General features: G+C 43.2%; 11 protein-coding genes. All 11 read right to left on the bottom strand.

All coding sequences use genetic code 11. From position 1 onward, the window contains the following. Positions 1-8 precede the first annotated feature (8 nt). The 11 genes from ccoG to G7074_RS25370 all read right to left on the bottom strand — a co-directional run bounded on the left by ccoG (position 9) and on the right by G7074_RS25370 (position 13557). Complete coding sequence (gene ccoG, locus G7074_RS25420; RefSeq protein ID WP_166212028.1) at positions 9-1376, bottom strand: cytochrome c oxidase accessory protein CcoG; 1368 nt, start codon at positions 1374-1376, stop codon at positions 9-11. Between the two features lie 5 nt (positions 1377-1381). Beyond that, on the bottom strand, positions 1382-2293 hold the full coding sequence (locus G7074_RS25415; RefSeq protein WP_233603856.1) for a cbb3-type cytochrome c oxidase N-terminal domain-containing protein: 912 nt from the start codon (positions 2291-2293) through the stop codon (positions 1382-1384). A gap of 81 nt (positions 2294-2374) precedes the next feature. Beyond that, positions 2375-2530 carry a hypothetical protein gene (locus G7074_RS25410; RefSeq protein ID WP_166212025.1) on the bottom strand — a complete coding sequence of 52 codons (156 nt, stop codon included), beginning with the start codon at positions 2528-2530 and terminating at the stop codon, positions 2375-2377. Positions 2531-2532: 2 nt separating this feature from the next. Continuing rightward, complete coding sequence (ccoN, locus tag G7074_RS25405) at positions 2533-4674, bottom strand: cytochrome-c oxidase, cbb3-type subunit I (RefSeq protein WP_124559787.1); 2142 nt, start codon at positions 4672-4674, stop codon at positions 2533-2535. A 61-nt stretch (positions 4675-4735) separates the two neighbouring features. Further along, the gene (gene ccoS, locus G7074_RS25400) at positions 4736-4918 is read right to left on the bottom strand and encodes a cbb3-type cytochrome oxidase assembly protein CcoS (protein WP_124559788.1); all 183 of its coding nucleotides are present in this window, start codon (positions 4916-4918) and stop codon (positions 4736-4738) included. Continuing rightward, complete coding sequence (locus G7074_RS25395; protein ID WP_166212022.1) at positions 4915-7299, bottom strand: heavy metal translocating P-type ATPase metal-binding domain-containing protein; 2385 nt, start codon at positions 7297-7299, stop codon at positions 4915-4917. Before G7074_RS25395 ends, ccoS begins: the two co-directional genes overlap by 4 nt. Positions 7300-7343: 44 nt before the next feature. Beyond that, positions 7344-8690: an oxygen-independent coproporphyrinogen III oxidase gene (hemN, locus tag G7074_RS25390; protein ID WP_166212019.1), complete on the bottom strand. Its 1347-nt coding sequence runs from the start codon at positions 8688-8690 to the stop codon at positions 7344-7346. After that, positions 8690-9121, bottom strand: a complete 432-nt coding sequence (locus G7074_RS25385; RefSeq protein ID WP_124559791.1) for a lactate dehydrogenase — start codon at positions 9119-9121, stop codon at positions 8690-8692. The genes hemN and G7074_RS25385 overlap by 1 nt, the downstream gene beginning before the upstream one ends. 330 nt (positions 9122-9451) lie before the next feature. Continuing rightward, positions 9452-10483 carry a response regulator gene (locus tag G7074_RS25380; protein ID WP_166212016.1) on the bottom strand — a complete coding sequence of 344 codons (1032 nt, stop codon included), beginning with the start codon at positions 10481-10483 and terminating at the stop codon, positions 9452-9454. Between the two features lie 15 nt (positions 10484-10498). Continuing rightward, on the bottom strand, positions 10499-11689 hold the full coding sequence (locus G7074_RS25375) for a PAS domain-containing sensor histidine kinase (protein ID WP_124559793.1): 1191 nt from the start codon (positions 11687-11689) through the stop codon (positions 10499-10501). 41 nt (positions 11690-11730) lie between these two features. Beyond that, positions 11731-13557, bottom strand: coding sequence for a hypothetical protein (locus G7074_RS25370; protein WP_166212013.1), 1827 nt, complete (start codon positions 13555-13557; stop codon positions 11731-11733). Positions 13558-13662 lie beyond the last annotated feature (105 nt).

Genomic DNA, 13662 nt, shown 5'->3' with positions numbered 1-13662 from the left:
GTTTTTGTTTAATTTGGATTGGCAAAAAAGCTGGTAGCTGCGGTGCTGATTGTTTTTTTATCGGCTACTACCTCAAAAGCCACCTCAGTTTTGTAGCTTTTAATCTGTCCCGGTTTTCTGATCAGGAAAAAAGTTAATTGTACCGTTCCTTCTTTAGGCAGTAGGGTTTCGCTTTGGATAAACAAAATACTATCGGTTTTATTGGCCGATTTAAAGCTAAAGCTGATATCGCGGTTGGTTTTGTTAATCAATTCGGCATTGTAAAGATTGCTGATGCTGCCATCGGCACGGGTTTGATACAAAGTACCGCTTGCCCTTAATACCGTGGTTTCTACATTTTGCCTGTTGTAAATGAGCGATGAAAACAAGATCACGGCTACAAACAGTACAGCGGCATAACCATAAGCTTTTAAACCAGCTTTGAAAGGTGTGCGTGTTTTAATGAAATCGCTGTTGTAAAAGCCAATAAGGCGTTTGGGTTTGTTAATTTTGATCATTACCTCATCGCAGGCATCAATACAGGCCGTGCAATTGATACATTCGAGTTGTGTACCCTTGCGAATATCGATGCCAGTAGGACAAACCTGTACACAGAGGCTACAATCTACACAATCGCCTTTTAAATTACTGTTATCCTTTAACAGCTTGCCACGGGGTTCGCCGCGTGTTTCATCGTATGCTACAATTAAGCTCTGGTTATCGAGCAAAACACCTTGCAAACGGCCATAAGGACAAATAACTGTACAAACAATTTCGCGCACATAAGCAAAAACGATGTAGAAAATGGCAGTAAACAAACAGATGGAAATGAAACCCGAAATATGTGCCGATACCGGTTCGGTAATAATTTTATACAGCACATTGCTCCCGATAAGGTAGGCCAGAAAGGTATTGGCAATGGCAAAAGAAATAAGCAGAAACAACAGGTGCTTGACTGATTTTTTGAAAACCTTTTCTGCATTCCAGGCTTGTGTATCCAGTTTTTTCTGGCGTATGGCATCGCCTTCAACCCAGTATTCGATACGGCGGAAAACCATCTCCATAAATATGGTTTGCGGACAAGCCCAGCCGCACCAAAGCCTGCCCAGTACAACGGTAAAGCAGATCACAAAAAGAATAAAAATCAGCATCGCAAAGGCGAAGAGATAAAAATCCTGTGGGGTGAAAATGAGGCCGAAGAATACAAATTTGCGGGTAATGAAGTTGAGCAGCACCAGCTGTTCGCCTTTAAACTGTAAAAACGGAAAACTGAACAGGCAAAGCAAGAGTACATAACTTACCCACTTACGGTAGGTGTATAACTTGCCCGAAGGTTTCTTTGGATAAAGAAAATTACGGCCTTTGCCTTGCTGATCGGTCTTGTTTTTTTGCGGCATCTTTCTTATTTCGTTGCGGGTTCATATTTTTCACCTTGGGCTGCTTTGGCTCCTGCCGGTTTGCTGCCTTCGAGCGATAAAATATAATTGGCTACTTCGCTGATCTGTTTCGGTGTAAGCGTTTTTTCCCAGCTTATCATTCCTTTTGCCGGAACACCGTATTTGATGGTTTTAAAAACATTGTTGATTCCACCACCATGCAGCCAGAATTCGTCGGTTAGGTTAGGGCCAATTAAGCCACCTCCGGCCGGACCATGGCAAACTGCACAATTTGCAGTGAAAATGGTTTTACCCGATTCGATTACAGGCGCTGAGTTGTCGGCTTTTACCGAGTTTTCATCAACAGCATTGGCCGATTTTTGAAGGTAAATGGCTTTTTCTTCAGTCGAACGGGTCATTTCTGCCTGATACAGCTGATCCTGGTTTAAACCATAACCCCCAATGTAATAGTAGAAAAGATAGCCAATACCAAACAAAATGGTGCCGTAAAACAAAAAGTTAAACCAGGCCGGAACAGGGTTGTTAAGCTCATGAATACCATCGTAGGCATGTTCGATAACGATATGTTTTTCTTCTTCGATGGGTTTTAAACCCAGTATTTTGCTCCATATAGAAGGCTTGTGCTTTTTGGTTTTCAGCCAACTGTCGTAATCGAGCGCAGCTTCTTTTACAGGGGCATGGTAAGGAGTAGGGTTAAGCTGCTCACGGTACATCACCTTAAAAGCATTTAATAAGGTAATGGATACAACGAGCAATACCAATACAAATAAAAGCATAATCAGCAGCAGTGTTTCGGCCTGACTGAGGCCTAATAAATTTGGACCCGAACTCACTTCAACCGGCGCCACTTGCTCATCAGCTGCCAGCGCCGTTATTGCGGGTAATATCAATAGGAGGGTGATGTTAAATTTTTTCATCCGTATGTTTTGTATTTATGTTGCGAAGGTTACAGGCTTTTGTGGTGTAACCTCCGGTAATAATGGCTAATAATCGGGCTCCTAATCGTTTAAAGGTAGCTGGCTCATGTTGCTGATGTGTTTCTTGCTCAGCTTAATGAGGTAAATACTCACGATGATAAAAAAGACCATAAATAATAGCAGCGAACTGATCAGGTAATATTCGCGGCCTGATAGGTTTTTAAGTTGTTCGAACATGGCTATTGGTTTGAAGGTATAGTTTCTTTATTGGCTTTAATATCGGTGCCGAGGCGTTGCAGGTAAGCAATAATGGCTACAATTTCCCGGTCGCTTTTTACCTTGATGTTGTTTTGTTTCAGGTCTGTGCTAATTTGCTCGGCCTGTTGTTTCAGGTCATCATTAGCCGTTTTATCAAACCCTTCAGGGTAAGGAACACCTAAAGTTTGCATCGCCCTAATTTTGGCAGGCGTAGTGCTGATATCGAGTTTTTGCTCAATTAACCAGGGATATGGAGGCATAATACTACCCGGCGACATCGATGCCGGATCGAGCAAGTGGTTGAAGTGCCAGGCATGCGAGTATTTTCCTCCCTCACGGTGTAAATCAGGTCCGGTGCGTTTACTGCCCCATAAAAACGGGTGATCGTACACAAATTCTCCAGCCTTGCTATATTCGCCATAACGTTCTGTTTCTGAACGGAAAGGCCTTACCATTTGCGAATGGCAGTTTACACAACCCTCGCGGATATACAAATCGCGACCCTGAAGCTCGAGTGCAGTATATGGTTTTACACTCGAAATGGTGGGTACGTTAGATTGAATGGTGAAGGTTGGCATCATTTCTACCATCCCGCCAATTAAAATGATAATAAGCGAAAACACCATGAATTTCATTGGTTTACGTTCCAGTACGCGGTGCCATTTTTTATCCATTGCATTGGTTTCTACCATTACCGGCGCTAAAGCCATGGCTTCGGCAGCTTCATTGGCTTGCAAACTTCCTTTTAGCATGGTTTTGGCCAGGTTAAAGGTCATTACAATTGCACCCAGCAAATAGAAACCACCACCAACTGCACGGAAAACATGCATGGGGATAATTTGAAGTGTTACGGCCAAAAAGTTAGGGTATTTTAAAAGCCCTTCTGGTGTAAACTCTTTCCACATTAAGCCCTGGGTAAAACCAGCCCAGTACATAGGTACAGCATAGAAAAGAATACCCAACGTACCAATCCAAAAGTGGAAACCCGCCAGTTTTTTAGAGTAAAGTTCGGTTTTGTAAATTCGCGGAATGAGCCAGTACAATACACCGAAGGTTAAAAATCCGTTCCAGCCCAAGGCACCTACGTGCACGTGCGCTACAATCCAGTCGGTAAAATGTGCAATGCCGTTAATCTGTTTAATAGAAAGCATAGGGCCTTCAAAAGTGGCCATACCATAGCAGGTTAGCGCTACCACCATAAATTTCAGGGTAACATCTTCGCGCACTTTATCCCAGGCACCACGTAGCGTAAGCAAACCGTTAATCATACCGCCCCAGCTTGGTGCAATAAGCATGATAGAGAATACTATACCTAACGATTGTGCCCATCCCGGTAGCGATGAATAGAGTAAATGGTGTGGGCCGGCCCAGATATAGATAAAAATAAGCGACCAGAAGTGGAGGATACTCAGCTTATAGGAGTAAACTGGTCTGTTGGCCATTTTAGGTAAGAAATAATACATCATGCCCAAATAAGGCGTAGTTAAGAAAAACGCTACCGCATTGTGCCCGTACCACCATTGTACCAGTGCATCCTGTACACCGGCATACCAGTAGTAGCTTTTCATAAACGAAACAGGCAGCTCAAATGAATTAACGATATGCAACACGGCAATGGTTACAAACGTGGCGATATAGAACCAGATGGCTACATAGAGGTGGCGTTCCCTTCTTTTAAAAATGGTACCGAACATGTTGATCCCAAAAATCACCCAGATGAGCGTAATGGCAATATCAATCGGCCATTCCAGCTCGGCGTATTCGTGCGAGGTGGTAAAGCCCAAAGGCAGGGTTATTACAGCCGAAAGGATAATGAGCTGCCAGCCCCAGAAATGTATAGCACTTAAAGCATCGCTAAACATACGGGCTTTGAGTAAGCGTTGCAGCGAATAATAAACGCCCATAAAAATGGCATTACCTACAAAGGCAAAAATTACGGCATTGGTATGCAGCGGACGGATACGGCCAAAGGTGGTGTATTGGCTGCCCATGTTCATACCAGGTTTAAATAACTGCATGGCGATGAGGAGGCCCACTGTCATGCCGATTACGCCCCAAACAATGGTAGCGATACCAAAGTTGCGGACAATCTTATTGTCGTAAGTAAATTTCTCTAACTGCATAATAATTAAGAAGGGTTGTTAGTTTTTGTACAGCAAATGTATTCAGGCTGGCTGTGCCCAATTATGATGTGGGTTGGTTTGAAATGTGATTGTCGTCACTTTTGGTTTCATCGTCGAAAAGGATGCGCATGCCTGGGGTGTACACATCATCGTGCTGACCGGTTTTGGAAGCCCAGAAAAATGCAGCCAGAAAAATCAGGGCCATTAATACGCTGCAACCGACTAAAAAATACAGGATGTTCATAATTTATTTTTACGTGCAAAAAAGTGTGTGGCAATGGAGGTAAAAGAGATAATGGTAATGGTACTGATGGGCATGAGTACAGCGGCAATTAAAGGATATAAAGTGCCCTGAACTGCGAAATACAAACCAACACAGTTATAGGCAATGGCAATGGCAAAACTGATTTTAACCACTTTGAGCCCATCGCGGCTTAACGCAATAAAGTTGGGAATCAGGTTAAGGCCGTTTCCGGTTAAAATGGCATCGCAACCAGGGGTAAAGTTGTTAATGTTATCGGTTATGGCCACGCCAAAATCACTCTGTTTTAGAGCACCAGCGTCATTCAGGCCGTCGCCCAGCATCATTACCTTATGTCTGGCCCTTTGTTGCTGCAATACATAATCTAGTTTTTGATGAGGGCTCTGCCTGAAATTGATTTTGGTATTGGATGGGAACATGGTTTTTAATGCTGTGTATTCGCGGTCTGTATCGCCCGATAGTACATGCATTTTAAACCTTTTGTCTAGCTTTTGGATCAGCTGGGTTAATCCCCCACGCCATTGCTGCTTCATTTGGAAATTGCCTTTGTACTGATTGCCGATTACTATATGCACCCCATTGCTGTTTGCAACCTTAACATTTTCGGGCATCATGGCATGGTTTCCGAGATAAATCTGCTGCTGGTTTACCCGTCCCGAAATGCCTTTGCCAGCGCGTTCGATATAATGGCTTACCGGCAAAAAATCATCGCAATGCAGGTGTTTTAAAATGTGGCGACTTAAGGGATGCGAAGAGTTTCTAACCAGCGAAGCAATTAAACGTTGTTCGTGATCATCAAGCTGGCCTTCAAAAGAGAGACTGGCATTTTCGGTGCTGGTTAAAGTACCGGTTTTATCGAAAATCACCATGTCGCAAGCTGCAAGTGCTTCCACAGCATCGGTGTTTTTAACGTAAAAACCTTTTTTATCGAAAATAGAAAGGATGGCCGAAAGGGTAAAAGGTGTGCTAAGCGATAATACGCAGGGGCAGGCCACAATTACAACGGCGGTAAAGGCTGCCCAGGCTCTACTGCTATCATTTTGCAGTAGCCAGTAAATCGCTGCCGAAAAGGCCAGTATAAAAACACCCAGACTGAAATATTTGGCTACGCGGTCGTTAAAGTTCTGTTTTTTTAAATCGGCCTGGTAATTTTCATTGTTCCATAAGCCGGTTAGGTAACTTTGCGATACCGGTTTAATTACCTCCAGTTCTATGGCTTGGGCGGTTTGCCTGCCGCCGGCATAAATAATTTCGCCAAGCACTTTATGCACCGGTTCAGCTTCGCCGGTTACAAAACTCATATCCATCCAGGCATCGCCTTTCATTAAAATGGCATCGGCAGGCACAATTTCACCATTCCTGATCCAAAGCCTGTCACCAATGGCGATATCAGCTATCGCTGTAGGTTTTTCTATCCCGTTAATCATTTTGGTAACGGCAATCGGAAAGTAAGAGCGGTAATCGCGGTCAAAAGAGATATGGTGATAGGTACGTTGTTTAATCCATTTGCCCATCAGCAGCAGGAATACCAGTCCGGTAAGCGTATCGGCAAAGCCAGGCCCGGTGCCCGAAAGGATGTCGTAAGCCGTGCGTAAAAAGAGCATGGCTATAATCAGGGCCAGCGGGGTATCGAGGTTAACCTGTTTGTGTTTTAAACTGGTTATTGCCGAAACAAAGTAATCTTTACCACAGTAAAATGCCGCAGGAATAGAAAAGGTAAGGTTTAGCCAGCCAAACAGCTGTTGAAATTGCTTTTCGAAGCCATTCAGCCCAAAATATTCAGGGAAACTAAACAGCATTACGTTGCCCATTAAAAAGCCTGCAACTGCAATTTTTTGGATCAGCTGCTTGTTGATTGAGCGGTTATTTTCTTTCACTACATCCTGCAGACTGATTAAGGGAGCATAGCCGATTTCGTTTAAAATTTCGACGAGTTTACGGAGCGGAACTTCTTCGTGCCTGAAACTGATGGTTACCTGGCGTTTTAAAAAATCGATGCGCGAAGAAAAAATGGCAGGATTAATTTTATACAAATGCTCTAAAAGCCAGATGCACGAACTGCAATGAATGGCCGGAATGTAAAAGGTTACAATGCTGGCCTTATCGTGCTGGTAATCGAGTAGCTGACTGATAATGGCAGGCTCGTCGAGATATTCGAAATGGGTGCTTTGTTCAGCCCTTTTTCCAGGCGAATCGTTGTATGTATAATAATTGCAAAGGTTGTTTTCGGATAGGATTTTATAAACGCTCTTGCAGCCTGTACAGCAAAAATCGTGACCGCTATAGGTAAATTTAATCTGTTCTAAAGGCTCGCCGCAGTGGTAACAAAGTGTTGCTGCAGCCGTTGTGTTTTGACTTTCCATAAGCGGTTAATTGGTGTTTTATCGATAGGCTATTTCACAGGGTTTTATATGGCATAGCTGAACATCTGGCTTTCGGGTGTTTTTTCCCATAGGCGTTCATCGAAAGCCATACAGATGTTTCTTAAAAAGGGCTTTCCCTTTGGATTTACGCTTAACTGGTTTTCGGTTAGCGAAATTAAACCGTCATCAAGCAGTGAAGCTAGCTTATAATAGGCCTGTTTGGGAATACCATCCAGGAAAAGGCTCTTGCCATCGCACATAATATTGCGGATGTGCCTGCGGATTTTTAAATCTTTGCGCGAGAGAATGTGACCCTTTTCTATCGCAAAACAACCACCGTTAATGGCTTCAAGGTACACTTCAACTGTCTTCACATTTTGGGCAAAAGCAGTGTAACTGTCGCTGATTGAAGAAACACCAAGCCCAATAAGCAGTTGTGTGTGCTGATGGGTATAGCCCATAAAATTTCGGTGGAGGTTGTTTTGTTGCGCAGCCAGGTACAAATTATCGTGCTTTCTGGCAAAGTGATCCATGCCGATATCATAATAGCCAGCTGCAAGCAGTGCATCCTTGCCTAATTGATATAAACCGAATTTAGCTTCGCCTTGTGGCAGGTCTTTTTCGGTGTAGCGGCGTTGTCCGGGCTTTAGCCAGGGCACGTGCGCATAGCTGTAAAAGGCAATTCTATCGGGATTGATCCTGATTACCTCTTGCAGGGTTTCGCTCAAACCAGCCTCGGTTTGAAAGGGGAGTCCATAAATCAAATCGAAATTGATTGAGGTATAGCCAATTTTTCGGGCCAGCGCTGTAATGTCTGCTACCTGTGCAGGTGTTTGAAAACGGTTAATCATCAACTGCACTTTCGGATCGAAATCCTGGATGCCCAGGCTCAGTCGTTTAAAACCTAAATTAAATAGGGTTGTTAAATGCGCTTCGGTGGTATTATCGGGGTGCGCTTCAAACGAAAATTCAGCATCGCTTGTGGGCTCGCATGTACTGATAATGCCGTCAATCAGTTTTTCGAGGTGCTGTGCATTGAAAAAGGTAGGCGTACCGCCACCCAGGTGCAATTCTTTTATTTTAGGCCTGCTGCCCAAAACCTGCAGGTACATGTCCCATTCCTTCAATACCGCATCAATGTAAGGTGCTTCTACCTGATGGTTTTTGGTAATGCGGGTGTTGCAGCCACAATAAGTGCACAAGCTCTCGCAAAAGGGCAGGTGTATATAGAGGCTAATGCCCTCGCTGTTATAATCGGCAAAAGTATTTTTTACCGAAAGCTGCCACTGTGCCTCGTCAAAACGGTCGGTTTCCCAAAACGGAACAGTAGGGTAGCTGGTGTAGCGCGGGGCTGCAACATTGTACTTTTTAAGCAGGTTTAAGGTATCCATCAGGCTTTATTTAATGTTTTCGGAACGGAGCAGTTATTCTGGCAGCAGCAGGCACTGCCTACACATTTTCCAGCGGCCCAGTTATCGAGGTTTTTAATCACCTGCTGCATCCGGTCTAATGCACTTTGCCCGTCTTTTAGCGGTACATTGGCAATCTTAAAACCTGCTGTTGCCGCCGATTTTAAATCGAGGTGACTTGTTTCGAAAGAGGAGGTTGCAATGTATTTTACACCCAGTTCTTTTAATCGGGCAATGAGCGCCTGATCTACCGTATCGTTATTGAAAACAAGTAAAGTTTCCTTTCCTGCAGCAAAGGCGATGGTTTCGGCCGATAGGCTGTTGGCGATAATGGTGATATCGTGTTTCTTGTGGTTAGCCAGAACCAGGCATTCTTTTTCGTCGGGCTTAATGTTATAAGCAATTGCTTTCATAAACAAATTTTTAGTATTCAAAACTATAATTTGTTGATGGTGGGAGCAGTGAGGTTAGTCAGCTGAAAAAATGATGTTGATCAGAAATGCTGGTTTGGGTTAGCCTGGTGTGACCACGGAGACACGGAAAAACACGGATTAGGTTGATTGCTGTGAAGTTGGGTGTTGCCACCTGGCTTTTTGTTAAACGATACAATCGTTTGGTTATTTAAGCACGCGTTAGAAACGCGCGCAAGCATAAAAGCTAATGATCAGTGCAGACATTGACCATGGCGGGAGCGTAAAGGCTAATGGTATGTGGAGACACAGACCATCGTAGCAATACTAGTTTTACTGTTTAATGTTTTTCAATTTGGAAACAGCGGTAATCTTTATTGCATTACCACTTTTTTCAATCAGTTTTTCTTCTTTAAAATCGGCCAGCATGCGGCTTACCGTTTCGCTTGCAGTGCCTACCATTGCGGCAAGGTCATCGCGCGATATTTTAATGGTAGAGCTATCGTTTTCAATCGCACTGAATTTTTCTGCAACCTGCACCAAAGCATCTGCAACACGTTTACGCACCGAAAAATAGGCCAGTTGCAGCATCTGGTTTTCCTTATCGCGCACACTGCCCGATAACAGACGGATAAAAGCTGCCGATAAGGGCTGGTGCTGGTAAAGATAATCGGTAAATTCTGATTTGGGAATTAAAATGAGCTCGCAATCGGCAAGAGTCGCCGCATTGTCTTCGTAGGCGCGCTCGGTAAAAAGGCTTTCGTAACCAAAAAAGTCGCCGGTTTGGTAAAGTGCCGAAGAAAGCTCGCGGCCATCTTTAAAACGTTTGTAGGTTTTTACCTGTCCCTTTTTTAGGTAATAAACATGGTTAGGCTCATCTTCCTCCACATAAATAACCTGTTTATTGGCCAAAACACGACTCTTTCCTTTTTTTATCAGTTCGGTAAATAACGATTGGGTATCAATATCTGCGCCGTTAAAATGACCGCTGGTTTTACTTTTTTTTAATCGTCCTTCTATGGCATTAAGCAGTTCTATATCATCAAAAGGCTTGGTGAGGTAATCGTCGGCACCCATTTCCATTCCCTTGCGCATATCGGTACGTTCGCTTTTTGCTGTAATAAAAATGAAAGGGATGGAAGCTGTTTGCGGGTTTTTATGCAGCAGGTAAAGCACACCATAGCCATCCAGTTCGGGCATCATAATATCACACAAAATGAGATGGGGGTGATATTTGATCGCCAGTTCTACCCCGATTTTTCCATTGTTTGCAGTAAAAGTTTCGTAACCGGCCAGCGAGAGGATTTCGGCCGTGCTTTCGCGGATGTCGTCGTTATCTTCAATAATCAGTATTTTCTTTTTCATGCGGGGAAGATTTTGTTAAGGGGTAAAAGGAAATTTTAAAAGGAATGTAGTACCCACGTTCTGAGCACTTTCGCACGATACGGTGCCATTCATTAAACTGGCATAACGTTTTACAATGTTTAATCCGAGGCCGGTTCCAGGTATACTGCCGGTATTATGCGCCCTGAAAAACGGTTCGAATAGGTTATGCAAATCAGTTTCGGGGATGCCGATTCCGTTATCTTTAATTTCGACAATCAGCTCGTTATCTTTTAAAATGCTGTTAAACTGGATCATGGTATTCTCGCCCGAATACTTTACTGCATTCGAAATGAGATTGATGATACTGTTTTTAAGTAAGTTGATATCCAGATACACCTGCGCCGAAACGCCCTGGTGTTCGTAAATAATATGCTGGTCTTGTTTGCTGATGAGCTGCATTTCTTCTACAATTTCTTCGGCAAAACTTACAATGTTGAACCAGGTTGGATTAACTTCAACTTTACCGGCTTCGAGTTTTTCGAGCGAAAGGAAATCGTTTAAAATGGTAGTGAGGTTACCTACCGCATTTTTAATTTTACCAGTATGTTTTTCAATGTTTTCGGTATCCTGCTTAGGGGTGTATTTGTCAATCAGTGTAGCCGATAGCTGGATGGAGCTCAAAGGTGTTCTAAACTCGTGCGATGCCATAGAAACAAACCTGGTTTTAAGCTGGTTGAGTTCTTTTTCTTTGATGAAAAGTGCATTTACGTGCTCTTTTGCCGATTCTAATTCTGCTACGAGCTTCACCAGATCGCGCGTACGGTCTCTGATTTTATCTTCCAGTTCTTCGGTATAACTTTTAATGCGGGCTTCATCTTCTTTAAGTTTGCTCAGATCGTGGATAAAACCGGTATAGATTTTCCGGTCGCTGAATTTAACCTCGCTAACCCCAAGCCTGAAAGGAAAAGTAGAGCCATCTTTGCGTTGCCCAATCACCTCGCGACCAATACCAATAATACGTTTTTTGCCTGTATCGTGATAGTTTTTAATGTAAGTATCATGCTGTGCTTTATCGGGCTGCGGCATTAACACCGAAACATTGCGGCCAACCAGTTCCTGACTGTCGAAACCAAATAGCTTTAATGCGGCTGGGTTAACATGTTCAATTATACCCTTATCGTCTATCGTAATGATGCCATCTATCGCATTTTCGATAATGGCACTTAGTAATTTTGCTCTTTCCATAAACCAATCAGGTAATATTAATCATTTAGGCAGATTTTGGCCTAAACTTTTGCACTCAAATTTAGCGATTGTGTATTTATGCTGTGGATATTCATTACCGCTTTTTCGAAAAGTGCCACCTGTTCTTCGCCCCAAACCCTTAAATCGGTATCTGCTTGCTGGAAATTGGCGCGGTAAAACTCAACACCGTTTAATAACTGATTATAGAATTTGCTGAGGTAAGCCTGTTTCTTCTGGCTTAGGTTCTGTACGTTTGTTTTAAAATCGTCGTTAAAATGCTGCAATTCTTTCTTAAAATAATCGATGTAAAGGCCAAGCTCTTTTACAAATAAATTGGGACGGTTTACGCCTTCGAGCAGGTTTACCTTACCGTAAATATGATCGACCATTTCCTTCAAACTGTATTTTTTAGAAAAATAGGCAAGGTTTGGTCCCGGGCAAATGCTTACTGCTTTACTTTCTTTGGGTTTAAGGATATCGTCTTTGAGGTAAACCGAGGCACAAAGCCCCTCGCAAAGGCAGGTTTTTTCGGTCACGGCATCAATCTGCTTTTTAAGCTCTTCGGGCGAAGTAGCAAAAGCCTTTATTTCCCTTATTTTTAAATGCTGGTATTGCCTTGAAGCAGTACAGATAGGCTGTACAGTAAATTCGGTGTTGGTACACAGATATTTTTTGGTGCATGGGCTTCCTGGTCTGCTTTTGGCAATGCGGTGGAGCCTTTCCTGCTCGGCAGTACTTTTTCTGAAATTATTGAACGGAACACCAAGTGGCGAAGCATTACTTATATAAAAATCGCTTTCAGTTGCTTCGGCCAGGTTTTTTAAGGTTTCGCTATCTACATTGGTAGCTTCTTCTACCAGTAAAAACGGACTTCCCCAGCCGGTTGCATCCAGGCCATAAGCTTGTAATAAATGATTGTGCTCTGCAGCGGTACCAATTCCACCCTGGGCAGTTATTTTTTGGATAGGTTTAGCCGCAAGGTATATTTTTTTCTGTTGTAAGGCAGCAGTATAAATCGCCCAAAGTTCCTCACTTAAGACAAGGCGGTTTTCTTTAAATTCGTGTAAAATGGGACCTAGTAAAAAGCCTTCGGTGGCAAAAGCATGCCCGCCACAGTTTAAACCCGATTCTATCCTGAACTCCGATACCCATAAGCCTTTTTTGGCCAGCATTTTAGCCTGGACCATGGCTGAGCGGTAATCGCTTACTTTTAAAATGATTTTTTTGTTGAAATGACCGGTCTCATCGGGGTAAAAACCAGCAAAGTTTTCGAGGTAACTGAACAGTCGCGGGTTAAGTCCGGCCGAAATAACCATAGCCGATTGCAGCTTACTGTTGGCAAAGCCCCTCAGGGCTGCTAACGCATCGGTATTTTCGCTGCCCAAATCAATACCATCGGCAAAATTTACCTTATCTACCTTGGCCATAATGTTTACATCAATGCTACCTGCCTCTACAGCTTCCCGCAATTGGCTTTCGCGTTCAGCTCTTTTACTGCCGGCAGGCATTTCGAGCATCTGGTTATAGGCTTTTCTAAGTGGGCTACTTTCACACTGTAGCTCAAAATAACGGCTTATGCCAGAACCAGTTTTAAAAAGCTGGTTTTTGATGTCGGCTATTTGATTATGAATCAGTTGCTGCAGTAAATTAAGGTAAGCGGTAATCCGCTTTGCGCGGCTATCGTTTACCGTTTTATCGATGAAAGTATAAGGCAAATGGTTTAATTCGGAATGATACTTACGCATCCGTTCACAAAGTTCATCATCAACAATCGAAACAACAGATGGAATGCCAAATTGGGCAACTTTTAAGGGCGTATCAACAGAGTAGGCGAGGCCTAGAACGGGGATATGGAAGGTATGCGGCATAGTTTATTTTAAATAACAAAATAACGCAACCTTTAGGTTTCAAAAAGTGACGCAGGTCATTTTTTTCTGTGACTATCCTTTCTTTTTATCATCTGGCATTGATAT

Origin of the sequence: Pedobacter sp. HDW13, from assembly GCF_011303555.1 — a bacterium.
Lineage (GTDB): Bacteria > Bacteroidota > Bacteroidia > Sphingobacteriales > Sphingobacteriaceae > Pedobacter.
This window is presented reverse-complemented; position numbering and strand designations above follow the sequence as displayed.